The sequence below is a fragment of the Reinekea marinisedimentorum genome, assembly GCF_004341165.1.
Classification (GTDB): domain Bacteria; phylum Pseudomonadota; class Gammaproteobacteria; order Pseudomonadales; family Natronospirillaceae; genus Reinekea; species Reinekea marinisedimentorum.
The window spans coordinates 12,370-38,300 of record NZ_SLZR01000022.1; the positions used below are offsets into that span (position 1 = coordinate 12,370).

Annotated in this window: 27 protein-coding genes; 23 read left to right on the forward strand and 4 right to left on the reverse strand. The window is 54.9% G+C overall.

What is annotated here, in order from left to right:
• Nucleotides 1-137: 137 nt before the first annotated feature.
• Nucleotides 138-944, reverse strand: a complete 807-nt coding sequence (locus BCF53_RS17105; protein WP_132703619.1) for a M23 family metallopeptidase — start codon at nt 942-944, stop codon at nt 138-140.
• Between the two features lie 167 nt (nt 945-1,111).
• Between BCF53_RS17105 and BCF53_RS17110 the strand changes: the two genes are divergently transcribed.
• From BCF53_RS17110 to BCF53_RS17220, 23 genes are all read left to right on the forward strand, one after another.
• Nucleotides 1,112-2,005, forward strand: coding sequence for a helix-turn-helix domain-containing protein (locus tag BCF53_RS17110; RefSeq protein WP_132703621.1), 894 nt, complete (start codon nt 1,112-1,114; stop codon nt 2,003-2,005).
• A 134-nt stretch (nt 2,006-2,139) separates the two neighbouring features.
• Nucleotides 2,140-4,293, forward strand: coding sequence for a TonB-dependent siderophore receptor (locus BCF53_RS17115; protein WP_132703623.1), 2,154 nt, complete (start codon nt 2,140-2,142; stop codon nt 4,291-4,293).
• 70 nt (nt 4,294-4,363) lie between these two features.
• Nucleotides 4,364-5,101 carry a siderophore ferric iron reductase gene (locus BCF53_RS17120; protein ID WP_132703625.1) on the forward strand — a complete coding sequence of 246 codons (738 nt, stop codon included), beginning with the start codon at nt 4,364-4,366 and terminating at the stop codon, nt 5,099-5,101.
• Nucleotides 5,085-5,849 carry an ABC transporter ATP-binding protein gene (locus tag BCF53_RS17125; protein ID WP_132703627.1) on the forward strand — a complete coding sequence of 255 codons (765 nt, stop codon included), beginning with the start codon at nt 5,085-5,087 and terminating at the stop codon, nt 5,847-5,849. The genes BCF53_RS17120 and BCF53_RS17125 overlap by 17 nt, the downstream gene beginning before the upstream one ends.
• A complete protein-coding gene (locus BCF53_RS17130; RefSeq protein WP_132703629.1) occupies nt 5,846-6,760 on the forward strand; it encodes an iron-siderophore ABC transporter substrate-binding protein in 915 nt (304 codons plus the stop codon). The genes BCF53_RS17125 and BCF53_RS17130 overlap by 4 nt, the downstream gene beginning before the upstream one ends.
• Nucleotides 6,757-8,751, forward strand: coding sequence for a Fe(3+)-hydroxamate ABC transporter permease FhuB (fhuB, locus tag BCF53_RS17135; RefSeq protein ID WP_132703631.1), 1,995 nt, complete (start codon nt 6,757-6,759; stop codon nt 8,749-8,751). Before BCF53_RS17130 ends, fhuB begins: the two co-directional genes overlap by 4 nt.
• Nucleotides 8,752-8,853: 102 nt before the next feature.
• Nucleotides 8,854-9,408: a flavodoxin gene (locus BCF53_RS17140; protein ID WP_132703633.1), complete on the forward strand. Its 555-nt coding sequence runs from the start codon at nt 8,854-8,856 to the stop codon at nt 9,406-9,408.
• An 82-nt stretch (nt 9,409-9,490) separates the two neighbouring features.
• Nucleotides 9,491-9,865, forward strand: coding sequence for a hypothetical protein (locus tag BCF53_RS17145; protein WP_132703635.1), 375 nt, complete (start codon nt 9,491-9,493; stop codon nt 9,863-9,865).
• A 197-nt stretch (nt 9,866-10,062) separates the two neighbouring features.
• Nucleotides 10,063-11,211 carry a hydrogenase 2 small subunit gene (hybO, locus tag BCF53_RS17150; RefSeq protein ID WP_132703637.1) on the forward strand — a complete coding sequence of 383 codons (1,149 nt, stop codon included), beginning with the start codon at nt 10,063-10,065 and terminating at the stop codon, nt 11,209-11,211.
• On the forward strand, nt 11,208-12,260 hold the full coding sequence (hybA, locus tag BCF53_RS17155) for a hydrogenase 2 operon protein HybA (protein WP_132703639.1): 1,053 nt from the start codon (nt 11,208-11,210) through the stop codon (nt 12,258-12,260). Before hybO ends, hybA begins: the two co-directional genes overlap by 4 nt.
• On the forward strand, nt 12,253-13,437 hold the full coding sequence (gene hybB, locus BCF53_RS17160) for a Ni/Fe-hydrogenase cytochrome b subunit (protein ID WP_132703641.1): 1,185 nt from the start codon (nt 12,253-12,255) through the stop codon (nt 13,435-13,437). Before hybA ends, hybB begins: the two co-directional genes overlap by 8 nt.
• 38 nt (nt 13,438-13,475) lie before the next feature.
• Nucleotides 13,476-15,176, forward strand: a complete 1,701-nt coding sequence (gene hybC, locus BCF53_RS17165; RefSeq protein ID WP_132703643.1) for a hydrogenase 2 large subunit — start codon at nt 13,476-13,478, stop codon at nt 15,174-15,176.
• Complete coding sequence (locus BCF53_RS17170) at nt 15,176-15,679, forward strand: HyaD/HybD family hydrogenase maturation endopeptidase (RefSeq protein WP_132703645.1); 504 nt, start codon at nt 15,176-15,178, stop codon at nt 15,677-15,679. The genes hybC and BCF53_RS17170 overlap by 1 nt, the downstream gene beginning before the upstream one ends.
• A complete protein-coding gene (locus BCF53_RS17175; RefSeq protein WP_132703647.1) occupies nt 15,670-15,924 on the forward strand; it encodes a HypC/HybG/HupF family hydrogenase formation chaperone in 255 nt (84 codons plus the stop codon). The genes BCF53_RS17170 and BCF53_RS17175 overlap by 10 nt, the downstream gene beginning before the upstream one ends.
• Nucleotides 15,905-16,384 carry a [NiFe]-hydrogenase assembly chaperone HybE gene (hybE, locus tag BCF53_RS17180; protein WP_165901968.1) on the forward strand — a complete coding sequence of 160 codons (480 nt, stop codon included), beginning with the start codon at nt 15,905-15,907 and terminating at the stop codon, nt 16,382-16,384. The genes BCF53_RS17175 and hybE overlap by 20 nt, the downstream gene beginning before the upstream one ends.
• 33 nt (nt 16,385-16,417) lie before the next feature.
• On the forward strand, nt 16,418-17,479 hold the full coding sequence (locus tag BCF53_RS17185; RefSeq protein ID WP_132703651.1) for a hypothetical protein: 1,062 nt from the start codon (nt 16,418-16,420) through the stop codon (nt 17,477-17,479).
• Between the two features lie 3 nt (nt 17,480-17,482).
• Nucleotides 17,483-17,824: a hydrogenase maturation nickel metallochaperone HypA gene (gene hypA / locus BCF53_RS17190; protein WP_132703653.1), complete on the forward strand. Its 342-nt coding sequence runs from the start codon at nt 17,483-17,485 to the stop codon at nt 17,822-17,824.
• The gene (hypB, locus tag BCF53_RS17195; protein ID WP_132703655.1) at nt 17,824-18,867 is read left to right on the forward strand and encodes a hydrogenase nickel incorporation protein HypB; all 1,044 of its coding nucleotides are present in this window, start codon (nt 17,824-17,826) and stop codon (nt 18,865-18,867) included. The genes hypA and hypB overlap by 1 nt, the downstream gene beginning before the upstream one ends.
• 2 nt (nt 18,868-18,869) lie before the next feature.
• On the forward strand, nt 18,870-19,181 hold the full coding sequence (gene hypC, locus BCF53_RS17200) for a HypC/HybG/HupF family hydrogenase formation chaperone (RefSeq protein WP_132703657.1): 312 nt from the start codon (nt 18,870-18,872) through the stop codon (nt 19,179-19,181).
• The gene (hypD, locus tag BCF53_RS17205) at nt 19,181-20,305 is read left to right on the forward strand and encodes a hydrogenase formation protein HypD (protein ID WP_132703659.1); all 1,125 of its coding nucleotides are present in this window, start codon (nt 19,181-19,183) and stop codon (nt 20,303-20,305) included. Before hypC ends, hypD begins: the two co-directional genes overlap by 1 nt.
• A complete protein-coding gene (gene hypE, locus BCF53_RS17210; RefSeq protein ID WP_132703661.1) occupies nt 20,302-21,327 on the forward strand; it encodes a hydrogenase expression/formation protein HypE in 1,026 nt (341 codons plus the stop codon). The genes hypD and hypE overlap by 4 nt, the downstream gene beginning before the upstream one ends.
• A gap of 10 nt (nt 21,328-21,337) precedes the next feature.
• Nucleotides 21,338-23,671, forward strand: coding sequence for a carbamoyltransferase HypF (gene hypF, locus BCF53_RS17215; protein ID WP_132703663.1), 2,334 nt, complete (start codon nt 21,338-21,340; stop codon nt 23,669-23,671).
• A 23-nt stretch (nt 23,672-23,694) separates the two neighbouring features.
• Nucleotides 23,695-24,213 carry a HupE/UreJ family protein gene (locus BCF53_RS17220; RefSeq protein WP_132703665.1) on the forward strand — a complete coding sequence of 173 codons (519 nt, stop codon included), beginning with the start codon at nt 23,695-23,697 and terminating at the stop codon, nt 24,211-24,213.
• 37 nt (nt 24,214-24,250) lie between these two features.
• On the opposite strand, the gene BCF53_RS17225 is transcribed toward BCF53_RS17220, so the two are convergent.
• The 3 genes from BCF53_RS17225 to BCF53_RS17235 are packed head-to-tail and all read right to left on the reverse strand — an operon-like array spanning nt 24,251 to nt 25,749.
• On the reverse strand, nt 24,251-24,838 hold the full coding sequence (locus BCF53_RS17225) for a cytochrome b (RefSeq protein WP_132703667.1): 588 nt from the start codon (nt 24,836-24,838) through the stop codon (nt 24,251-24,253).
• A 48-nt stretch (nt 24,839-24,886) separates the two neighbouring features.
• The gene (locus tag BCF53_RS17230; RefSeq protein ID WP_132703669.1) at nt 24,887-25,234 is read right to left on the reverse strand and encodes a hypothetical protein; all 348 of its coding nucleotides are present in this window, start codon (nt 25,232-25,234) and stop codon (nt 24,887-24,889) included.
• Between the two features lie 56 nt (nt 25,235-25,290).
• Nucleotides 25,291-25,749, reverse strand: a complete 459-nt coding sequence (locus BCF53_RS17235; protein WP_132703671.1) for a Spy/CpxP family protein refolding chaperone — start codon at nt 25,747-25,749, stop codon at nt 25,291-25,293.
• Between the last annotated feature and the right edge of the window lie 182 nt (nt 25,750-25,931).

Sequence of the window (25,931 nt, forward strand, 5' to 3'; positions counted from 1 at the left end):
AGGGCTATCAGAACCTAATTAAGTCGATGCTAATTTTTGGAGGGGGGCGTCTAGTTGTTGCAAGTCAAAAAGGGGGGCGGATGAGCACTGTTTGTCAGCGGATATTTACATATTGTATGACAAATACCCGCTTAGGCTTAATTCATGTCACCAACTACTGTTTGCGGGTCGAGCCGCACATCAAACCAGTTGATGCGCCAGTCCAGATGCGGGCCGGTGGATCGCCCGGTGGAACCCACCCGTGCGATCGATTGCCCCTGACTGACCTGTTCACCCGGCTCCACCAGTGCGCCGCTGAGATGAATAAAGGTAGAGCTGACACCAAAGCCGTGATCAATAATCAGTGTACCGCCGGAATAGAACATATCGGGCACCCACAGCGAGACGACACCACTGGCCGGTGCTACAACCTCGGTGCCTTCAGCGGCGGCGATATCGATACCAAAGTGCGGCGTGCGTGGCTCGCCATTGTAGTAACGCTGACTGCCGTAGACGCCGGTAATGGGGCCACGCAGCGGCCAGATAAAATCACTCAGGTAATCCATGCGTTCGGAATCGGTTGCTCTGGCCTCCCAGACCATGGCCGCATCTTTTTTCGCCCGAGCGACATTTTCCGCGCTGGGCTGCATGATTTCCCGGGCAATGCCGTTAACGTACTGAATATCGTAGTCGCGCTTGGTCAGATTGAGGGTCTCTGTTGCTGTGGAGCCATCTGCCTGCGTGACGCTCAGTTCATGCGCCAGCTCGGCATCCCGACTGAAGCCGATGACAAAATCACCTGCCGGGCTAACCCGAATGGGCTCGCCGTTGAGTTCCACTGTTGCGCCGGCTTCCGTTTTGCCGCGCAGTAAACTGCCCTGAGTGAATTCACCAGTCAGCTCCAGTGCATTGGCATGCATTGCTGCCAGTAATACAGGCAGTAACAGTTTTGCACTTAGTTTCATGTCATCCCTTAATGTGGCTTTACAGAATCAGAGTATACGACAGCGAGTGACCTTTTCTGTTCCCGGCTATTTCGGTTTGGCCGTCGCTTGAGTTTAAATCAGGGAGGCGATTTTTGCCGAAGCAAGATAAAATGCGGCCTTTGCCTGTTTAGCGGAAGCCCGTTGTTTTGAATAGTCAGCTTACCTTTACCCGAATCGAGAAGATTCTTGACCACATTCACCAGCATATTCGCGAGCCTCTGTCGCTGGAAGGCTTGGCCGAGCACAGCTGTTGGTCGCGTTGGCAGTTGCAGCGGGTATTTCAGGATTACACCGGCTTCAGCGTAGCCCAGTATGTGCGCGAAATTAAATTGAGCTGCGCGGCCGAAGCCTTGCTGGACAGTAACCGGCGCATCATGGATATCGCCATGGAGTACGGCTTTAGCTCCGAGATTACCTTTTCCCGTTCGTTTAAAAACCAGTTTCAGGTATCGCCTAAAAAGTATCGCGCGAACGGTATTCGCGAGGGCATCACAACACCATTGACGCGCCCGGTGGCAACGCATCAGCAGGTTTGTTTTCCCAGTGAGGCGCTGTATCAGGTGCGACTGGAGCGTAAAAAAACATTCCGCTTTTGTGGAACCTCGGCCGTGGTGAAAGGGCTGTTATCAGAAACTCCGGATTTTACAGCCAGTGTGCCCAAAGCCTGGCAGGCCTTTTTTAGTAAGGTGCCGGTTGAGACGGTGCTGGATGTGCCGCACGTTGCCCTGATTGATGGCTATTCAGAAGCTAACCCCGGTGAGCTGATTTACTGGACCGGGCTGGAAACGAAGCAGGCGCAGCCGTTAAGCCCGGACCTTCATTGCCAGCAAGTACCGGAGCAGGACTATGCCGTGCTGCCGTATCAGGGCCCGGTGGCTGATTTTCATAAATCCATTATCTGGTTGTTAGGCAGCTGGTTACCGGATTCCGGCTATCAGGGTGCAGAGAATGCCTTCGAGGCCGAGGTGTACTACCCGCCGTTCGACCCCTCCCATCAGCGCATTCGCGCCGAGTACTGGCTGCCGATTGTCAGCAATTAATCGTTATATTTCGCAATGTTGCACCAAATTGTTAATTTTTAGGGTAGGGTTGCCTGTATTATCCAAATAATAATGATTCTCATTATTTATTGGGGCGGATTTCCGATCCGCCATGTTAATTTGGCAGGAACCTTATGAACCCTATTTTTAGCACTGGCGTGTTCAAGCGCTCAACCGTGTCGATTGCCGTGGCATTGGCTTCATTCTCAGTCTATTCCGATGCGTTTGCAGAAGAAGTGGAAACCATTGTTGTTCAATCTGAGGGTTACCGGAACACCGCAACCAAAACTGCACTGCAACCGGAAGAAACACCTCAGGGGATAACCATCATTGAAGGTGAGGCCATTGAACAGCGCGATGCAGAGTCGCTCAGCCAGGCACTGCGTTATGCGCCGGGTGTGGTCACCGAGGTGCGCGGTGGCGCAGTGACGCTGTACGACACCTTCACCATTCGTGGCTTTGGGGTCGATAAAAGCTATTACGATGGCCTGGTGCTGAGTTACCTGAACGGCTGGAACCTGCAGGCGCAGATTGACCCAGTCGCCATTGAGCAGATTGAAGTTTTTAAAGGGCCTACGTCGGTACTCTATGGCTCGATGCCACCGGGCGGCATGGTCAACATTATTGCCAAGGCACCGGAAGATGTTGCCTCTACCGAGGTCTCTGTTGCCACCGGCTCGCACAGTCTTGTTGAGGCGTCGGTGGATTCCACCGGGCCACTGGGCGATACCGGGCTGAATTACCGCTTTATTGCCAAGGCCAGTCAGCAGGATGGGCAGGTGGATACCACGGAAGAAGAAACGCTGTTGCTGGCACCTTCTATCGATTGGCATATCAGCGATAAAACACTGGTGAACTTTAACCTTTACTATCAGAACGACCCGGAAATGGGCATGAACTCCTCCCTGCCGGCTTCGGGCATGATTTATGACAACGACGCCGGCTCGACCAGCGCTTCGACCTTTGTCGGTGATAAAAACTGGAGCGAGTTTGAGCGCGAAGTGTTTATGGCGGGTTATAAGATTAACCACGAGCTTTCCGACAGCTGGACCTTCCTGCAGAACTTCCGCTACACCGATGCCAGCCTGTCGCAGAAGAACACCTACCACCTGGCCAGTAACTTCGATGAAGAAACCGGTACGTTGGTTCGCAACATCTACAGCACGGAAGAAGAGGTTAGCGCTGTCGCCATCGATAACCAGCTCTCGGGTGTGATCATAACCGGCGACCTGGAGCACAACGTACTGCTGGGTGTGGATTACCAGAATCTGGAAGGCGATTCTGCCTACAGCGAGTATTACACCACCGATAATGCCTTCTACGAGTTCAACATCTTCAGCCCGGATAACGATCTGCTGGATACCGATACCCTGGTCGAAAGCTACGCGGCTACCGATGATATCGACGTTGAACAGTTGGGCTTCTATGTACAGGATCAGCTGCGCTGGAACCAGCTGGTGCTGATCAGCGGGGGCCGGTTCGATCACTACAAGAGCACCAGTTATTACGAAGATAACTATGCCTACACGGCAGAATCCGACGCCGAGCACAGTCAGTTCTCGTACCGCGTAGGTGCACTGTACGAGCTGAGTAACGGGCTTTCCCCATTCGTCAGTTATGCCACCAGCTTTGAGCCGGTGACCGGTGTCGATGCCGATGGTAACAGTTTCGATCCGGAGCTGGGCAGTCAGGTGGAAGCCGGTGTGAAGTATGTTTCTCTGGATGGCGGCTTGGCTGTTGCCGGCTCGGTTTTTCATATTGTGAAGAGCGATGCCTTGGTTTCCGACCCGGACAGTACCTACGGAGATCAGCTGCAGATTGGTGAGCTGGTTTCTCAGGGTGTTGAAATTGAACTGGCGGCGGCAATTACGCCGGCCTGGCAGCTGAACGCCAGCTACACCTACACCGATATGGAAATCACCGAAGATACCGACAGCGATCTTGAAGGCACCACGCCGATCTGGGTACCGGAGCACAGCTCTAACCTGTGGTCAGACTACTACATTCTGGAGGGCCTGCTCACAGGTGCACGCATCAGTGGCGGTGTTCGCTATGTGGGTGAAATGCAAATGGATGCCTACAACACCGATACCGTGCCGGGCTATACGCTGGTCGATTTCTCCATTGGCTATGATGTGCAGCGTTTCCTGCCGGGTGTTGACAGCGCCTCGCTGAATCTGGCGGTTAATAATGCCTTCAATGAAGAGTATTACAGCTGCTACGACTCGGCCAACTGCTGGTACGGCGCAGAGCGAACCGCAACGGTGAGCTTCAATGCAACCTTCTAAGTTTTAACCTGAAACCCAAACAGCCGGCAAGGTGTAACCCTGCTGGCTGTTTTTATGTAGCAGGAACGATGTGACTAAAGCACCTAACGAAGAGCTGTTTGATCAATTGATGGCGATGTGCCAATCGGTAACGCCTTACCTGAAGGGTGAGCTGGGGTGTTCGAACGATGCCATGATTCGTGCCGAGCCCGCCGATAGTGCTGTTGTTCAGCAATTGTTGGCTGCACTCAAAGCTGCCCACCCGGAGGCAGGCGAAGCCTACTGGCTCACCCGTACCTGGGATTTACTGTGTTGGCAGCCTTTGTACATCAGCATGATCGGTATTTATGGCCTGGGCTGCCTGCCGCAATTCCATGGCTTTGCGCAGCAACGCGTTGAAAGCTACATCATGGGTTTTCGCTTTCAGCAACCGGTGATGCATCAGGGGCCGAGTGCAGAGTTGATCACTCTGGCGGGTGAATATTTAACCGGCCTGTTCGGTCATTACCGGCGGGTGGTTAATGAACTGGCCCGGTGCCCGAAGGGGTTCACCCAATTACTGCTGGCCGATGCGTTGATGGCAAACCTGATGCTGCTGCAAAAACTCAAACCGGAATTCACCGGCGACAGGGTGGCAGAGCAGGCCAAAGCCTGGATGCAGGCATTCCATTTGCCGGAAAAACATCTGTCGGCATTGCAGCTGCAGAACAACGGCAACATCAAATTTGTTCGCCGCAGTTGCTGCCTTGTTTATAAAACCGAGAGCGGGCAGTTGTGCTCCGATTGCCCGCGTTTACACAGGAATGAAAAACGTGCATCGATTAACTGATATCGCAGTCGTCCGCGATGGCCGCACGGTTTTGCAAATAGATGAAATGGCGATCGCGCCTGACCGGCTGACCGTTGTGCTCGGTCACAATGGTTCCGGCAAATCGACGCTGGTGAAGCTGCTGGCGCATCAGATTGCGCCCAGCCGCGGCCAGGTCAGCTGGAAAGGGCGCGCGGTTTCGGACTATTCAAAAAAAGCCCTGGCCAGAGAAATAGCCTATTTGCCGCAAACGCTGCCGGAAGTCGCCGGGCTGAATGTTGAAGAGCTGGTGCGGCTTGGCCGGTTTCCGTGGCGAGGTACGCTGGCCCCCTGGACGGCCGACGATGAGCGCCAGATCAATGCCGCGCTGCAGCAAACCAATATGCAGACACTGGCCAAAGCTATGGCCGATGAGTTATCCGGCGGTGAACGGCAGCGCGCCTGGATCGCCATGCTGATCGCTCAGCAATCTGATTTGCTGATTCTCGATGAGCCCACCTCTGCGTTAGACGTGCAGTACCAGATTCAGGTGATGGAATTGCTCAGCAAACTCAACCGTGAAACCGGCAAGGGCATCATCATTATTCTGCACGATCTAAACCTGGCGCTGCGCTATGCACAGCACATTATCGCCTTAAAAAAGGGCCGTGTTGTGCATCACGGAGACGCTGAAACTGTCTTGACCGAGCCGAATCTGTCATCGCTGTATGACACCGAAATTCGACTGATAAAACACCCGGATCAACCCCGTAAGGTAATCGTATTATGATGAAAACACTGATCACGCCACTCTTGTTTACACTTTCTGCAGCACTGCTGGCCGCGCCGGTTCAGGTTGAAGACAGCCGGGGCAGCCATAGCTTGCCCGATGTGCCGCAAAGGGTCGCGGCACTGAACTGGGATATCGCCGAACAGGTGATTGAGCTGGGTGTAACGCCGGTGGCTATGCCGAATATCGCCGACTATACCGCCTGGGTTGCGCAACCGGCGGTGCCGGAAGGCGTCGAGGATATCGGCACACGCATGGAGCCTAACCTGGAGCGACTGGCGCAGTTGCAGCCGGATGTCATCATCATTGCGTCACCGCAAATCGATCTGGTGCCCAAGCTGGAGCAGATTGCACCGGTGTTGCTGTATCACACCTACAATGAATCGCACGATAACGCTCAGGCCGCGATTGAAAACTTCCGGCGAATGGCTGCTGCCCTGGGAAAAGAAGCTGAGGCCGAGCAGCGGCTGACCGCTATGTCGCAGCGGCTGAATGAACTGAAAGCGCAGCTAAGCGAGGCTTATCTGGGGCAGCTGCCCAGGGTCGTTGCGTTCCGTTTCGCCAGCCTGACTTCCGTTTATGTGTATGGTGATAACTCCATTCCGCAATACGCGCTGGCGCAGCTGGGCGTTGCTCCGGCCTGGCCACAACCGGCAACCCAGTGGGGCGTAACCCAAAAACGCCTGAAAGCCTTAGGCCAGTTGCCGGCTGAAACCGTTGCGCTCTATTACCAGCCGTTTGATGAAGAAGCCAAACTGCAAACTTCGAAGATCTGGCAGGCACTGCCGTTTGTTCGCAATGGCGGGGTGAACTCGGTAGCCCCGGCCTGGAACTATGGCGGCGCGATGTCGATTTTGTACAACGCTGAGGTGCTGGCCGAGGCTCTGCTGGCTGTCGCACCGGAAAAATGAAACTAATCAGTCAATCCACCGCTGGCTTATTGCTGCTTCTTGCCGCCAGCCTGATCGCCCTGCAGGCCGGTGAAAGCCTGCCGCTGGCCGATCAGATCGGCCTGCTTGATCAGCTCTGGCACGGTGTAGCAACGAACCTTAATTACAACGCCATCCTGTTTGTTGAAGGCCGTATACCGAGGTTGTTGATGGCGATGCTTGTGGGCTCGGTGTTAGGGCTGGTGGGCAGCCTGATGCAGCAGCTCACGCAAAACCCGCTGGTCTCGCCGCTTACGCTCGGTACGGCATCCGGTGCTTGGCTGGCGCTGGTGGCGGGGAGCCTTTGGTTTCCGGTGCTGGCGGCGCAATTTGCTGCGCCATTGGCGATGACCGGTGCCATGCTGGCGCTGGCGTTAACGGTATTTATCGCTGGCCTGAGTAACCTCAGCGGTTTGCCGATGGTGCTGGCGGGGCTGGCGGTCAACATCCTGTTTGGCTCCATCGCCACGGCGATGATTCTGTTAAATGATCAGTACGCGCGCGATCTGTTTATCTGGGGAGCGGGCGATCTGGAGCAAAATGGCTGGCAGTTGCTGCACTGGCTGTTGCCAAACCTGCTTCCGGCGCTGTTGATTCCGGCGATAGCGCCTCGGGTGCTGATGTTGCTGCGGCTCGGGCAGGATAACGCCGCCGCGCGTGGCTTAACCCTGTTGCCGCTGTTTTTATTGTTGCTGTGTCTCGGTTTGTGGAGCCTTTCGGCCGCCATTGCGGCGGTGGGCGTGATCAGTTTTGTGGGCTTGCTGGCACCGAATATTGCCCGCCGCCTTGGTGCGCGCCTGCCATTACAAGAGCTGTTATTCAGCAGCCTGCTCGGCGCACTGTTACTGATAGCCACCGATGCCCTGGCCATTCTCATTACCGAGCTCAGCGTTAACCTGGTGCCGACCGGCGTTGCCACTGCACTGATCGGCGCGCCGGCGCTGATTTATTTTTCCCGCAGCCGCTTAAAGGCGAAAGATAATCTGCACCTTGAATTGCCCCTCAGCCGATTCCGTTATTCTTTGTACACGCCACTACTTTTGGTGGCGTTGCTCATCGCCTTATTGCTGCTGACCACGTTGCTCACGGTGGAAACCGCGCAGCTTTCGGACTGGCGCTTACAGTGGCCATCGGATTACAGCTGGTCATTGCGCTGGCCGCGTATGCTGGTGGCCATCGCCGCTGGTGGTGGTACGGCGGTCGCCGGGGTTTTGTTGCAGCGGCTGATTTATAACCCGCTGGCCAGCCCGGATGTCATCGGCGTTTCAGCCGGAGCAACGCTGGCGCTGGTGGCTGCCAGCTTATTTTTCGGTATCAACATTCATCAGGCAGGCCCGTGGCTGGCCTTTTTGGGCAGTGCCATTGCCCTGGTCATGCTTATTGCGCTGGCGAAGCGGCAACATTTTGCGCCATCGGTGGTGGTGCTGATCGGTATTTCGATGACGGCGATGATCGAGGCGCTGGTTCACTTCGCGATGGCGCGGGCGGATGAATCGGCCTTTGCAATTCTCGCCTGGCTGGCAGGCTCAACCTATCGGGTGTCTGCGCAGTCATCGGTGTTGCTCGCCGTGGCCGTGACCGTCATCGTGGCGCTGGTCTTTATGCTGCAGCGCTGGCTGGTGCTGATTTCCGCCGGGCGGGTTTTTGCTCAGGCGCGGGGTTTATCCGTTGGGTACGCCTTTGCCACCTTACTGGGCTGTGTTGCCTTGCTGGTGGCATTGGTGACCAGCCTGATGGGGCCGGTCGCGTTTGTCGGGCTGTTGGCACCGCATATTGGTGTCATGCTGGGCGCACGCAAAGCATCGCAGCAACTTTTGGTGGCCCTATTGACCGGCGCTAACCTGATGCTGTTTGCCGATTTGTTGGGGCAGTACATTGTGTATCCGGCACAAATAGCGGCCGGCATTATCGTCGCGGTTCTTGGCGGCGCTTATTTTATATTCCTTCTCATTCGTACCCGCATGAAAAGCTGAGTCTGCGCTTGTTATTCCAATAGGTAGAGCAAAATGAGTAATTTGTTATTTGAAAATGATAATGATTCGCATTAATGTAATGGTCTGAACAGAGGGAACAGCATGAAACTAGCACAACTAAACGCCGGATTATTTTTCGGAACCGATACCGGCAACACCGAAGAAGTGGGCGAGCGTATTCAAAAAGAATTAGCCAGTCACGGAATTGAAATTGAACTCATCAACATCAATGAATCCAGCCCGGAACTGCTCGAGAGTTTCGACTTCCTGATCTTTGGCATTCCAACCTGGGATTTCGGCGGCATTCAGCAAGACTGGGAAGAACTGGAAGCTGAATTCTTATCCTGCAACTTAAGTGGAAAATTAACCGCACTGTATGGCTTGGGTGATCAGTTCGGTTACGGCGATTACTTTCTGGATGCCATGGGCTGGCTGCACGAACGCGTGCTTAAAACCGGGGCTACCGTGATCGGTGCCTGGCCAACCGAAGGCTATGAATTTACCGAATCGCTGGCGCTGAACGAAGACCGTTCTGCGTTCTGTGGCTTGGCCATTGATGAAGACCAGCAATTTGAACTGACCGATGAGCGCATTAGCAAATGGGTAACACAACTCATTGATGAATGCTCGCAACTACTCGACGAGCAAAGTGCTTAACGGCCGATAACCAGGACGCCATTCATTGAAATTTTTATGCCCACAACACCGCTCAAAATTGAGCGGTTGCCCGCAGCGTGCCATGCAGTTTTGGCAGAAAACTTTTTTCGAAAGCCGGGCATTTATCAACGCAGGCGACTGGAATAAAGCGCTGATTTATTCTGGTAACGCGCTGGAAAGCGCAGAAATTATTTTACAAAACCAACCAACACAGATGAATGCCGAACGCTACCTGCAAACCGCCATAGACTTTGCACTCGTGCTGCGTAACAGCCGTCGTCCGGCAGACCTAATCGCAATGTATTCATTGGTTGCAGACCGCATGCAACCGGTTGGCGGCAGTGCAGAAAGGTTGCAGCCGTTAAAAGATGTGTTGTTTGAACCGCTGGAGCGCGTGAATGAATGGGTGCATCAGTGGCACCAGATGAACGAACTTCGCAGCAGCCCGTTGCACTAATCAGACCGCTGTAACTGCGCCTGATTTTCCTCCCCGTACGTGTACGTCTTTGCCCGGTTGAGCAGATGCGCCTCTCATATATGGAAAATTACTTCCTATCCCTGTAGCCAAAACCGCGAATCGCCCGCGATATACTCCACCCGCTCTTAAAAGCACTCTTTATCCAAAACAATAATTCAATAACAGGAAGAGAAGCGATGGATGCCTTTGATGCCCTGGAACAGCACGGTGTTACCCGACGTACCTTTATGAAATTTTGCGCCGGTTTGGCCGCGACGATGGGAATTTCTCACGCCAGTGCGGCACAAACCGTAGCCGATGCGCTGACCAAAAAGACCCGGCCACCCGTCATTTGGATTGGCGCACAGGAGTGTACCGGTTGCACCGAATCGCTGCTGCGTTCAACGCACCCGACTATTGAGAATCTGATCCTCGATATGATCTCGCTGGAATACCACGAGGTGCTTTCCGCAGCCGCCGGCCATCAGGTGGAAGCCAATAAACATCGCGCCATTGAACAGTATCACGGCCAGTATGTGCTGGTGGTGGATGGTTCCATTCCGGTGAAAGATGGCGGCATTTACTGCATGGTAGCGGGCAAGCCGATTATCGACCACATTAAAGAAGCGGCCGAAGGCGCAGCGGCAATTATTGCCATTGGCTCCTGTTCTTCCTGGGGTGGCGTTGCCTCTATCGGGGTTAACCCTACCGATGCCCGCTCGCTGCAGGATATTCTGCCGGGTAAAACGGTCGTCAATATTCCCGGTTGCCCGCCAAACCCGCATAACTTTTTAGCCACCGTTGCGCACCTGCTGACTTACAACAAGCTGCCGGCGCTGGATGACAAAAACCGGCCGAAGTTTGCGTATGGCCGCCTGATTCATGAGCACTGTGAACGCCGCCCGCACTTCGATGCCGGCCGCTTTGCCACAGAGTTTGGCGATGACGGTCATCGCCAGGGTTATTGCCTGTACAAGCTGGGCTGTAAAGGGCCGGAAACCTACGGCAACTGTTCAACGCTGGAGTTTTGCGATGTCGGTGGTGGCATTTGGCCCGTGGGTATTGGCCACCCCTGCATCGGCTGTAATGAAAAGGATGTGGGTTTCAGTAAGGGCATTCATCAGTTGGCCAACGTGACCCTGGCGCGCCCACCAGAGATGTTGCCCGAAGTGAACAAGGCGGTGGGTAACGATGGCTCTGCCGGGGCTGCGGCCTTGCTCGGTGGCATCGGTGGCCTGTTGGCGGGTGTCAGCCTGATGACCGTTCGTGAACTCTCCCGCGCGCAAACCCGTGAAACCAGCTCTTCTGTGCCTTCCTCTATTCGAACCCTTGAGGAGGACTCGTGAAGCGTCGTGATTTTATCAAACTGGCCGGCAGCAGCGCGGTGATCGCAACCAGCGGCACTGCGGTTGAAGCGCGGCAGTCGCACCCGGCCTCGCCCGATGCCATCGGCATGCTCTATGACTCAACGCTTTGCGTTGGCTGTCAGGCCTGCGTTGTGAAGTGCAAAGAGGTCAACCATATGGCACCAAACCCGGAGGGCGAAGCCCAATGGGAAATGAACAGCCAGCTGTCGCCCTATGCATTAAACGTAATCCGCCGTTACGACAGCGGTGATGGCAGTGTGAAAGACCGCGAGCAGGATGGCTTTGCCTACATCAAGCGCCAGTGTATGCACTGCGTTGATCCAAACTGCGTGTCAGTGTGCCCGGTATCGGCGATGACCAAAGACCCGGTCACCGGCATTGTGTCTAACGACCCGGATATCTGCACCGGTTGCCGCTACTGCATGGTGGCCTGCCCGTATAATGTGCCGAAATACGAGTATCACGACCCATTCGGCCAAATCCAGAAATGCGAGCTGTGTAATCAGCCCGGTGTTGAGCGCATCAGTAACGGGCTGCTGCCCGGTTGCGTAGAGGTGTGCCCGACCGGCGCGATCATTTTTGGCAAGCGTGACGAATTGCTCGCCGAGGCGAAGCGTCGTTTGGCGATGAACGCCGGCGATACCTACAACTACCCCAGAGAAACCCTGACCGCCGGTCGTGAACACGAGAAGGCGATTCCAGAGTACTTCCCCAAGGTTTATGGCGAGCACGAAGGTGGCGGCACGCAGGTGCTGGTGCTGGCCGGGCTACCGCATGAAAAATTGGGCCTGCCGGATTTACCGGATCAATCCTATGGCGCCCGCTCCGAGACCATTCAGCACACCCTCTATCAGGGCATGATTTTGCCGTTTGCTGCGCTGATGGGGCTGACCTACCTGACCCGTAAGAATATGTTTCAGGCCGACGATGCGGCTGAAGACGATAAGGACAATCGCCAGAACAGTCACCAGAACAAGCACCAGAACAAGCACCAGAACGACAAGGGCAACGGAGGTCATCATGAGTGATCATGCCAACATTCGGCCGCTTGGCGGAAGGCTGTTAACCAAGCCGGTTATTTTCTTCAGCTTCTTTGCACTGCTCTGTGTCATCGTTATTTTTAAGCGCCTGATCCTGGGGCTTGAAGATGTCACCAACCTCAACGGCGGTTACCCTTGGGGTATCTGGATCGGCTTCGATCTGCTGGTCGGAACCGGCTTTGCCTGTGGCGGCTGGGCGCTGGCCTGGCTGGTTTATGTGTTTAACAAGGGCGAATACCATCCGCTGGTGCGCCCGGCACTGCTGGCGAGCTTGTTTGGTTATGCGCTCGGTGGGCTTTCCATCATGATGGATATGGGCCGCTGGTGGAACCTGCCGTACTTCTACATTCCCGGTTACTTCAACGCCAACTCGGTGCTGTTTGAAACCGCCGCCTGTATGACCGTTTACATCCTGGTGCTGGTGATGGAGTTCGCACCGGCCATGCTGGAACGCTTCGGGCTGAAAATACCGCTACGCGTACTGAATAAATTTCTGTTTGCGGTGATTGCGCTGGGGGCCTTATTGCCCACGATGCACCAATCTTCGATGGGGTCATTGTTCGTTTCTGCCGGGCATAAGATTCACCCGTTGTGGCAGAGCTGGGAATTCCTGCCGGTGTTCTCGCTGCTGGGTGCTTTGATTATGGGCTGCTCCATCGTCATCTTTGAAGGCGCGCTGGTCACCGCCGGCCTGAAGCAGCGGGTGCCCGACGAACGCCCGCTGATGAACCGGCTGACCGCCTTTATTCAGGTGCTGGTGGGCATGTTTATTATTCTGCGCCTGCACGCCGTCAACATCAGTCACAAGTGGGCGTATGTGTTCGAAGGGGATATCTACAGCTGGCTGTTTATTGCCGAGCTGGCGCTGATTGCCTGGCCGGTGATCTTTATTAAGCGCATCCGTAAAAATGGCCCGCTGCTGTTTATGGCGGCCGTCAGCCTGCTGGTGGGTGCGGCCATGTACCGGATCGATCTGTCGATTGTCGCCTACCACCCGGGGGATGGTTATCAGTACTTCCCGTCGATTGAAGAGGTGCTGCTTTCGTTCGGCCTGGTGGCAATCGAAATCGTTGCTTACATCCTGCTGATTAAGCTGCTGCCTATTTTACCCGGCGCGGCAACGACCAACCGTATTAATGAATTCAATCGTGCTGAACAGGGCTGAGTGGCCTGAGCGAATAAAAATAATTAAGGGATATACCCATGACTCAACGTATTACTATTGATCCAGTCACCCGCATTGAAGGCCACTTACGCATCGATTGCGAAATTGAAGATGGCAAGGTCGTCAACGCCTGGTCTTCCGGCACCATGTGGCGTGGTATGGAAGAAATCTTGAAAGGGCGCGACCCGCGAGATGCCTGGGCCTTTGTACAACGCATCTGCGGTGTTTGTACCACGGTTCACGCCATTGCTTCGGTACGCGCGGTGGAACACGCACTGAATCTGAATATACCGGTCAACGCCCAGCATATCCGTAACCTGATTGCGGCGGCGCACAGCATTCATGATCACGTAGTGCACTTTTATCAGCTTTCGGCACTGGATTGGGTGGATGTAACCTCGGCACTGCAGGCCGACCCGGCCAAATGCGCCGAAATCACCGCGCCGCTTTCAACCTGGTCGCTCAACTCCGCGCAGGAATTCACCAAGGTGAAAGCTAAGCTGCAGGGGCTGGTCGACAGCGGCCAGCTGGGTATTTTCGCCAACGGCTATTGGGGCCATAAAGAGATGAAGCTGTCGCCGGAGGTGAACCTGATTGCCGTGGCGCACTACCTGCAGGCGCTGGAGTATCAACGCAATGCCAACCGCATTGTTGCCATTCTCGGTGGTAAAACACCGCACATTCAAAACCTGGCCGTTGGCGGCGTTGCCAACCCGATTAATCTGGATGGCATCGGGGTGCTCAACCATGAGCGCCTGATGTACGTTAAATCTTTTATTGATCAGCTCGATGAGTTTATTGAGCAGGTTTATAAGGTCGATGTTGCCATTGTGGCCGCGCACTACCCGGAATGGCTCAGCATTGGCGAAGGGGTGACGAATTATCTGTCGATCCCGGATCTGCCAACCGATGGCACCGGCGGCCGCTTTCGGATGCCGGGCGGCTATATTGAAAACGGCGATCTCTCTACCTTCAAGCCGATTACCCGCCACGATGATCCGTTCCTGGTGAACGGTGTCGCCGAGAGCAGCAAGCACGCCTGGTACAAAGAAGAGGGGCCGTTCCACCCCTGGGATGGCATGACCAACCCGGACTACACCGGCTTTGAAGACGACGGCAAGTATTCCTGGGTAAAAGCGCCGACCTTCAACGGTAAACCGATGCAGGTTGGGCCGTTGGCGCAGGTGTTGTGTGGCGTTGCCGCCGGTGATGAAAGTACCACCAAACACCTGAACGATGTGTTGGCCGCCTTTGAAGCCTTAACCGGCATTCAACCGGAGATTAAACACCTGCACTCAACGCTCGGGCGTCATGCCGCACGGGCGGTGCGCTGCGGGGTACTGAAGGATGTATTGCATCAGGAATGGCAGGCGCTGGTGGATAACATCGCCACGGGCGATACCACCACCTATGTGAAGCCGGAATTCCCTGACGGTATTGTCAAGGGTGTGGGCTTCCATGAAGCGCCGCGAGGACTGCTGTCGCACTGGATTGTGATTAAAGACGGCAAGATCGAGAACTATCAGGCGGTGGTGCCCTCCACCTGGAACTCTGGCCCGCGCAACAGCAATGATGAGCTGGGGCCGTATGAGCATTCACTGATCGGTACGCCAATCGCCGACCCGGAGCGGCCGCTGGAGGTGATCCGCACCATTCACTCCTTCGACCCCTGTATGTCGTGTGCGGTGCACATTGTCGATACCCGGGGGACGGACGTCACACAGGTGAAGATTCTCTGATGAAACAGCCAGATATTCTCATCCTTGGCGTCGGCAATTTACTGCTCAGCGATGAATCTGTCGGTGTTCACATCGTCAATCAGCTGGAACGGGACTATGACTTTCCGCCCGGCGTTGAGCTGGTGGATGGCGGCACCGCAGGCATGGAGCTGCTCGATTTTATCGCCAGCCGCGAGCATGTATTGATTGTCGATGCAGTGCTCACCGGGGATGCGCCCGGTACGGTCGTTACGTTGCAAGATAACGAAGTTCCGGCGCTGTTTAATAACAAAGTCTCGCCGCATCAGCTCGGGCTCTGTGATTTGCTCGGTGCCCTGAAACTGACGGACGAATCGCCGCAGAATATTTTTCTCGTCGGTGTGGTTCCGGAATCGGTCGACCCCGGGCTGGATATGACCAGCACCGTCAGCCGTGCCGTTCCGGCAATGAAGCAAGCGCTGCTGGCGCACCTGGCGACACTGGCCGTAACGCCGCGAGCCAAAGCGGAGGCAACATGTGTATAGGTGTTCCGGTTAGGGTTATCAGCGTCAGTGAAGACGGGCTTACGGCACGGGTTTTGTCGCGCGGCGAAGAGCAGCAAATAAACCTGATGATGCTGGAAGAAACCGCCAGTATTAATGACTACCTGCTGGTGCAGGTCGGCGGTTTTGCGGTTGAAAAGATAGAGCCCGAACAGGCGCAAAAAGCATTGGCGCTGATTGCCGCCATCGAAGAGGGGGATTACCACCGTGCCGCAGAACTTTACTGAAAACCCCAGCGCGCTGATTGAGGCGACCTTTAACCAGATTCACGCAGAGCAGATGGTCGGTCTGCCCTTTATTAATGAAAGGCTCCGTGTTTCTGCCGTGGGTTTTACGCTGTTTGAAGGTGACTGGCTGGGTGTACTGCTGACCCCGTGGGCCTTAAACCTGATGCTGCTGCCCGGGCCAGACCGCCATTGGCAGGCGTTTACCGTGGGCGAGAAGATTGGCCTGAAGCTGCCATCCAACGACTATACTTTTATCGTGGGTGAGCATCAGGCGTTGGGCCAGTATCTGGCCTGCAGTGTGCGCTCACCGGTTAAAGATATTCCGGGCCAGAAAGCCGGGCTGCAACTGGCGGGAGATTTAAGCCGCCTGATGACGGCGCTTCCGGCCGTAAATGTGACTGAAGTCGATGAGTCTCGTCGCCGCCTGTTGGGTGGGATGATGAAGCAATCCGCACTGTAGGGGCTGGTTCATGTTAAATGAGGGTGGAGTGTTGTGAGTCTTTCTTCTAATGCCGAAACAACCTGTGCCCCTTCTGCAGGCCATATCCGTGTTCAGCTGGAGTTCGACCGTGACGGCGCTGTCTCGGCAGTGGCGGTTGAAAACCATCGGCCGAAAAATATAGGTGGCTTGTTCACCGGGCTTTCGCCGGAGCAAGCACTGGAGCGCATTCCGAAGCTTTTTCTTTTGTGCTCCCAGGCACAGCAGGTGGCTGCAGTGGGTGCCATTGCAAAACAAAAACAGCTTGAACCGTCCGCTCAGTTTCAGCGTGTTTGCGGCGAACGCTGCGCTCTGGAGTGGCTAAAAGAACACAGCTGGCAGCTATGGCAGATGGAGCGCGAATTATTTGGCGAGCAATTTGCGATGCAGCCCAGTTTAGATTTAACCCGGCTGTTGCTTAAACACCTGCACCAGCCCGCGCTCACGTTGGCGATGCTAAACGCCACGGAACTGCAACCGCTGGATGAAACCCTCTGGCCGGCAGTTTCGCAAAAACTTGCGCAGTTGTTTGGCATGGCTCCGGCGGAATTTCTTGCACTCAGTTGGCCGGGCTTGGTGGATTGGAGCCACAACCAATCGCCTTATGCTCAACTGCTGCAAGCGCTGTTGGCCGATGAGGTAAAAACCTTCGGTGCAAACGAGGCGTTGAGCACAACGGATGAAACCGGTGCGATGCTGCGCCAGCAGCACCCACTGTTGCAGCAGGCCAAAAAGCAATTGGGCGCGAGCATTGCCACTCGCACCCTTGCCCGGCTGCTTGAGCTGGCCTCGGTGTGCATTGAACCACATATCGCAGCAGCAAAAACGCAGGGCCGGGCAGAGGCATCACGCGGCGCTCTTAATCACAAAATAAGGTTAGATCGCCAGGGGGTTATTACTGACTATCAGCTGGATGCACCAACGGACCGTTTGTTCCGCCCGGGTGGGCTGGTTGAGCAAGCGCTGTTGGGCCAGAAGCTGCCGCAGGGCGATGTTAAATGGGTGCGCTTGCTGGTTTGGGCAATCGACCCCTGCGTCGAGTTTTCCGTTCATACAAAACACAAGAATAAGAATTAAGTTATGCACGAGATGTCTATTTGCGAAAGCCTGATCCAAGTGATTGAGGAGCAGGCAAAAACAAAAAAATTTAACCGGGTAAAAACCGTTTTTATTGAGGTGGGCCCGTTTGCCGGTATTGAAATCGACGCGCTGAAATTTTGCTTCGATATTGTTTGCCGCAACACCCTTATTGAATCCGCAAAGCTGGAGGTTCTTGAGTTGCCCGGTAAAGGCTGGTGTTTTGAATGCCAGCAAGAGGTGAATATTTCCGATCGATTCGACCCTTGCCCTATCTGCAACGGCTTTAGCGTGCAAAGCAGGGGTGGCGATGAATTAAGAATTAAAGAATTGGAGGTGTACTAATGTGTACCACATGCGGCTGCGCAGCCGGTAACGTAACCATTGAAGGGGGCGAGCGCGCCCACGATCATCATCACGACCATGACCATGACCATGACCATGACCATGACCATAACCATGAACACAATCACGCCAGTCATGAGCCGGTTGTTCACCATCATCATTACTATGGGCCGGTTCATATTCACTATCAGGCCGGGGTCGCAGAGGCGGGCCGCAGCCATTCACACGATCATGGCCACTCGCATGATCATGGGCACCGTCATTCGCACGACCCTTCCCATGAGCCTAGTCATGAGCACAGTCATCACCACGACCACGAAGCGGCCTTTAAGCCGGAACAGCAGGGCGAGGATTTGCACTTTGGTCAGGGGCCAGCGCGTGCTCATGCCCCGGGGATGACACAAAGCCGCATGGTACAGATTGAGCAAGATATTCTGGCAAAAAACGATGCCATTGCTGAGAAGAACCGTGAATTTCTCAGTGGCCGGAATATCAAAACTCTGAACCTGGTTTCAAGCCCGGGCTCCGGTAAAACCACGCTGTTAACCGAAACACTGAAGCTTCTTAATACCGACCACTGCGCGGTGATTGAAGGTGATCAGCAGACCAGTTTTGATGCCGACCGCATTCGGGAAACCGGCGCTAAAGCCATTCAGATTAATACCGGTAAGGGCTGTCACCTGGATGCGCAGATGATTGCCGAGGCTATCGGCCGCCTGATTCCGGAACAGGGCAGTACCCTGTTTATCGAAAACGTTGGCAACCTGGTTTGCCCGGCTGCATTTGATTTGGGTGAGAGCCATAAGGTGGCCATTCTTTCGGTCACCGAAGGCGAGGACAAACCGCTGAAGTACCCGGATATTTTTGCCGATGCCGACCTGATGATCCTCAATAAAATTGACCTGTTGCCGCACCTCAATTTTGATCTTGATGCCTGCGTTGCCAATGCCAAGCGTATTAATCCAAAGATTCAGCCACTGCTGGTTTCGGCCACCACGGGCGAGGGCATGCAGGCGTGGTTAGACTGGTTGGCGGAGCGATAGCTATGTGCTTAGGGGTGCCGGGAAAGGTCGTCGGAATAACCGATGCAGCAGGTTTGCTCGCCCATGTTGAGGTGAGCGGCATTAAGCGCGAGGTTAACCTGGGCTGTGTGGTCAATGGCGCAACTGATGAACTGGTGGGCAAATGGGTGCTGGTGCATGTCGGTTTTGCCATGTGCGTGATTGATGAAGCGCAGGCCAAAGAAACCCTGGCCGCACTGGAATCTATGCAGGCGCTGGAACACGAACTGGATGATTTCAGTCAGCGTAGCCACTTGGATGCTGGCAATGTTGACGCATCTGAAGGAGGCGCCTGATGCAGTATGTTGATGAGTTTCGCGATCCAACGCTCGCCAAAGCGCTGGTAGCTCAGATAGAAAAAACCCTGGCCGACGTGCCAGACGCACTTAAGCCATTGCAGGTGATGGAGGTCTGTGGCGGCCACACCCATACCCTGTTTAAGTACGGCATTTTGCAGCTGTTGCCTGATGATATTGAGTTTGTGCACGGGCCGGGCTGCCCGGTCTGCGTGTTGCCGAAATCGCGATTGGATCAATGCATTGCCATTGCCGAACAGCCCGAAACTATTTTTTGTACCTTTGGTGATGCCATGCGCGTGCCCGGGTCAAAAGGCTCTTTGCTCGATGCCAGAGCGCGCGGCTGTGATGTACGCATGGTCTATTCGCCGATGGATGCGCTGGAGCTGGCGCAAAAACACCCGGATAAACAGGTGGTCTTCTTTGCCCTCGGCTTTGAAACCACCATGCCGGCAACGGCCATGACCGTTCAGCAGGCACAGCGATTGGGGCTGACCAACTTTAAAATTTTCTGCCAGCACATCACCATCATGCCGACGCTCACCGCACTGCTGAATCAGGACGATGTGCGCATCGATGGCTTTTTGCTGCCCGGGCATTTGTCGATGATTATTGGCACCAAACCGTACCAGCCGCTGGTGGATGACTTTGCCAAGCCCTGCGTCGTTACCGGCTTTGAACCGCTCGATATGTTGCAGGCGTTGCTGATGTTGCTTGTGCAGTTCAAGGAACGCCGTTGTGAAATTGAAAACCAGTATTCGCGCGTGGTTGCTGATGATGGCAACCCTAATGCCTTGAAGGCGATGGCCGAAGTCTATAGCCGCAAACAACAGAGTGAATGGCGCGGGCTGGGCGTGATCGAAGGTTCCGGCATTGCACTGAGCGATGCCTATGCCGCCTTTGACGCCGAAGCCTATTTTCAGCCGCAACAGGTGAGTGCCTGTGACCCGGAAGGCAGCCGCTGCGGTGACGTTCTTTCCGGCCGCTGTAAACCGACCGACTGCCCGCTGTTTGGCAAGCCCTGTTCGCCGCAAAATGCAATAGGCGCGTTGATGGTTTCATCTGAAGGCGCTTGCGCTGCCTACTATCACTACCGAACTGTACCGACAGGAGAGGGCCAATGACTGACCCGGTGACTGAGAGAGTGACCCTGGCCCACGGCAGTGGCGGCCAGAGCATGCAGAAGCTGATCGATGAACTGTTCATGCGGCACTTCAAAAATGACACCCTGTGTCAGCAGGAAGATCAGGCACGGCTACCGCTTAAAGCACTCGCCGAAATGGGCGGCGAGCTGGCCTTTTCGACCGACTCCTTCGTGATTGACCCGATCGAATTTCCCGGCGGCGACATTGGCAAGCTTGCCGTCTATGGCACGGCTAATGACGTCGCCATGAGCGGCGCGAAACCGCTGTACTTGTCGTGCGGCTTTATTTTGGAAGAAGGTCTGGAGCTGGCAACGCTGGCGCGCATTGTCGTCTCGATGGCAAACGCTGCGAATGAAGCCGGCATCCAGATTGTCACCGGCGATACCAAGGTGGTGCCGAAAGGTGCGGCCGATAAAGTCTTTATTAATACCAGTGGCATAGGCGTAATCCCGCCGGGCATTCAGTGGGGGGCCAAACAGATTCAGCCGGGCGACCGCATTATTATTTCTGGCACGCTGGGCGATCACGGCGCCACCATTTTAAACCTGCGCGAAGGCCTGGGGCTGGATGGCACCATGCGCAGTGACTGTCAGCACCTGTACCCGCTGGTTGAGGCATTGCGGCCGATTGCCGGTGTACGTGCGTTGCGCGATGCAACCCGTGGCGGCGTCAATGCTGTGCTGCACGAGTTTGCCAAAAGCTCCGGCTGTGGCTTCCAGATTGATGAAGCCGCGTTACCGGTGACGCCAGAAGTGCGTGGCATCTGTGAGCTGCTGGGTCTGGAAGCGGTGAATTTCGCTAACGAAGGTAAGCTGGTGGCGGTGGTCGCCGAGCAGGCTGCTGAAGCCGCCCTGAGCGCCTTGCGCAAACTGCCCGGAGGCACGTCCGCCGCGTTGATGGGGGATGTGAACAGCAGCGGTCAGGTGACCATTAAAAATACCTTCGGTGGCAGCCGTTGGTTGGATCTGCCAACCAGCGAACCCATGCCCAGAATTTGCTGAGGTCTCACGGATGCAGGGTTTCGAGTTGCAGGTTAAGGGTAAGGTGCAGGGCGTTGGCTTTCGACCATTCGTCTGGCAACTGGCAGAGCGTCTGCAACTTAAAGGTGAGGTGTTGAACTGCGGCGAAGGTGTGATGATTCGCGTTGATCAGACGGCAAACCTGGCGCTGATCAAACAAGCACTGCAGCAACAGTTGCCGCCCTTAGCGCGTATCGATTCTATCGACGTGCGTTCTTATGATTGGCCGCAACCGCCGGCGGGCTTCAGCATTGCGGTGTCACAGTCGTCGAAGATGGATACCCAGGTGGTGCCCGATGCTGCCACCTGCCCGGAATGTTTGGCGGAACTGCTGGACAGCACCGACAGACGCCACCAATACCCCTTTATCAACTGCACACACTGCGGGCCACGCTTTACCCTTATTGAGGCGCTGCCGTATGACCGAGCCAACACGGTGATGAAAAATTTTCCGCTGTGCCCGGCGTGCGCCGCTGAATTTAAAAACCCGGCCGACCGCCGCTACCATGCCCAGCCGGTTGCCTGTGAAAACTGCGGGCCAATGGTCTGGATGGTGAATGCCGCGGGCGAAAAAATAACGGAAGATTGGCTAACGCAAACGTTAGCGGCTTTAGCACAAGGGCAAGTTGTTGCGATTAAATCGGTGGGCGGTTTTCATCTGGCATGTGATGCTACCAACGCCGCGGCCGTTCAGTTACTCAGAGAGCGCAAACGGCGTCAATACAAACCACTGGCGGTGATGGCGGCGAATATTGATGCGGTAAAACAATTCGCAGTTGTGCATGCCGGGCAACAGGCGTTACTGCAGAGCCGTATTGCCCCCATCGTGCTGCTAACGCCAAAAGCGAACAGCGACATCGCCCAAAACCTTGCGCCGAACCTGGCTGAAGTTGGAGTGATGTTACCATCGAACCCGTTGCAGCATTTGATTGCTCACTACTTTAAAAAGCCGGTGGTGATGACCTCGGGCAATGGCAGCGGCCTGCCGCCCGCGCTTGATAACAACACAGCGTTGAACCAGCTCAGTGCTATTGCCGACAGCTTCGTGCTGCACAACCGCTCCATTGTGCAGCGCTGTGATGATTCGCTGATGCGGGTCTCTGAACAGGGTCAGGTTGAGGTGCTGCGCCGCTCGCGTGGCTTAACGCCCGATGCCCTGAACCTGCCCGAAGACTTTCCCGACGCCGAAGGTTATTTAGCCTACGGTGGCGATTTGAAAAATGCCTTTGCCATCGGTAAGGGGCGGCAGATTATCGTCAGCCAGTACTTGGGTGATTTGGCGAATCTGGAAACCCAACAGCAATTTAAAGCGGCCATTGCGCACTATCTGAATTTGTATCAGTTGCCGGTACGTCAGCGCGTTGTCGATTGCCACCCCGGTTATTTCAGTCGCCAACGGGCGCTTCTGGATCATCAACACTCTGATAGCGCAGAGCAGCCAATTGTTGAGGTGCAGCACCATCACGCCCACATCGCCAGCTGTTTGGTTGAGAATGGCTGGCGGGCCGATCAGGGCCAGGTTTTGGCGCTGGCGCTCGATGGCCTCGGCTACGGTGATCATAACGAGCTTTGGGGCGGCGAACTGGTGGTTGCCGACTATCAGGGTTACCGGGTGCTGGGCGGTTTACCGGCGGTCACGTTGGTGGGCGGTGATACCGCGGCCAGACAGCCGTGGCGCAGCTTCTATGCCCACCTGCGCACCTTTATGCCACAACTTAGTGAAGCGAAACTCAACCTACTGTTGCCCGGCAAACCTCTGAAGCAGCTCGATATCTCGATGGCGCGTGGCCTGAATAGCCATAGCGTGCGTTCGGCTGGCCGTCTGTTTGATGCAGTCGCGGCCTCACTTGGCATTGCCGCTGAGCAGATTGAATATGAAGGGCAGGCAGCCTGCGAGCTGGAATCGCTCGCCAGTGCGGCTCAAAGGCGTTTGGCCACGGAGTTAACGATTCCTGTTGATGGGTTGAGCCTTAACCTTGCCGCCTTCTGGCCGGCCTGGTTACAGCACAAAGGCAGCAAAGCTGAGCGCGCCTACAATTTTCATCTGGCGTTAGCCGTTGCCCTGGCGGAACTGGTAAGGCGTGCAAAGCGCCAGACGCAAATTAATCACCTGGTGCTGACCGGCGGCGTTTTTCATAACGCGCTGCTGACCTCATTACTGAAAGCGCAGCTGGGGTCTGAATGTCAGTTGCTTGAACATCAATACTACTCTTGCGGCGATGGTGGTTTGGCTCTTGGGCAGATAGCCATCGCGCTCATTCAAAACGAAAAAACCAATAACAACAAAGCCAATAACATCAAAATTCAAAACAACAAAACCCAATAACAGTCAAAAACAAGGAAATTAAAATGAAGAAAATACTGCCTGCACTCACGCTGTTGCCAACGCTGGCCATGGCGCATACCGGGGTTGAAACGCACAGCAGTTTTATCACCGGCTTGCTGCATCCGTTAACCGGTTGGGATCATCTGGTTGCGCTGGTTCTGTTTGGTATCTTTCTGGCCACAGGTTCTGGCAAAGCAGCAGTGGCTAAGCTTTGCGTAGTTTGTTTGGCGCTGCTGCTGGGGTTTGTTGGCGGCGTTTTCTGGGTGCATGCCGCGATTGAGAATGTGGTGCTGGCGTCGCTGATCGCGCTACCACTGTGCTCAGTCATGTACCGAAAAGCGGGTGCCGTTAAAGCACTGGCCGTGATTGCTGCTGCCGTATTCAGTGCCTGCCATGGTGTCGTGCAGGGGGCAGAGGCCTTTGGCGCGTTGGTTCCTTATGCCGTGGGTACCCTGATATCGAGCCTGCTTACGATGCTTGTTGTGGCCTTGGTTGTGAAAGCATCGGGCTCACTGATTCAGCAGGGTTATAAATTTCAGTGAGCATCCGATTTGTTTGCGATGGCAGTGCGCCTGTTGGTTAGTCAGAAGAGCGCTGCGCTGCTGTTAATCGCTTCGGAACGATCCTTTTCAGGTTTCCGGTCATGGCGATAAGGACAGCGTCCTTTTTTATAAAGTGATGATGCAACGCTGCGGCGATATGAGCGGAAACCAAAAAGATTGCAGCGAAGGTGCCCAGCTCGTGCGCTGTTCTAATTTGGCTGAACAGCTGCTCATTTGCCATAAAGCTTAAATTAAACAGGCCAAAGGGTTTGGTTGGCAGGTGCGAGTACATCGCGGTTATCAGGCCGGTGACCGGCACATAAACCGCCAGAAAGTAGAGGCTGATCTGCGCCGAATTGGCGGCCAACTTCTGCAGCGGTTGCAGGTTGACAGCCGGGCGCGGATCACCGCGTAAGAAGCGTTTGACCAGCAGAATGACAGCACTGAGCAACACAACGAGACCGAGACTGGAATGGTACTGCAAGCCGGATATTTTATAGGCTTCGCTGAGGTTAAGGTTAAATTGCTGGCCGGCGATGAGCAGAGCGGCAAATCCCAGCCCCATAGCCCAGTGAAACAGGCGGTAAGACCGGCTGTAGACAGTATTCTGTTCTGTTTGCTTCAACGTGATGCTTCTCTCTTAATGTTGGTGATTTAAACCCTGTTCCGGGTTTCAGCGGGCGGGGGTTAATGGCTTCCACCGGCTACTGCTTTCGTTGTCTTTAATATTTTGCTCGATAAACCTGTACCAGGCGAACCTGACCCTGTCTTTAAGGCCGGCTCTCAGCGGCAGGTGATGTTGCTGAAAGATTGCAACGATCTGCTGGCTGCAGGTAAGCCGGGCATCAAACACCACTTCAATGCTGTTTTGAATCGGCATAAATGTAACGGAATGAATACCCAGAGCAGAATCCAGCGTCTGAGTGACATGGTTCATGTCATTCAGTGACGACCGATTCAGATAAAACGTTCGCTTAACCCAGGTTCGGCCGGGAATAGTAGCATTGCTTGCCCGATTCATGATTGATATTCCTTCCGTTTTTGCAATGGTTTATTCAGTGAGCAACGCTCAGGCTTTTAATGGCAATAGCCTTGTGCGCTGCTCCATTTGGCCTTTTGCTCTGCGTTCAGGCTGGCCTCAAACTGATCGAACAGGTCGTGATGCGTTTCCATCAGTTCGAAGTTTTCACTCATTACCGACATCATGCCCCGGTGGCTGAGTTCGCCATCGTTTTTGGTTGCTTCAGCGCGCATGAGCTCCTGCATGGCCAGGTGGCCCGACTGGATCTGTGACAGCAGTGTGATTTGCTCATCGTTCAGCTCAAGTTCGGCAGTTAGCTCCTCGACATTGAACATTTGCTGGCTGTAACCCATGCCGCCCATCATGCCGCCCTTGTTCATCATTTTGCCCATTGCGCCGTGGTGATAACCAAAGCCCCGGCCATCGTCAGCAGACGTGCTGTGACCAAAGGCGAATGCGCCTGCAATTAACCCGGCAGAAATCAGGCTTACGGCCATAATCGTTATTCTTTTCATGATCTGTTCCTCCTGTGTTTAAGAACAGCATAGGGCCTTAAGCCTTACCATGATGTTTCCGTAACCTTACCGTTTGTTAATCTTTGCCGGTAAGCTAAACCTTTATACTGGGGGCTGCGGTTAAACCATGAACCTGGCATCTTACGCCCTGTCAGACGATTAACCCGGCAATACCGCAAGCC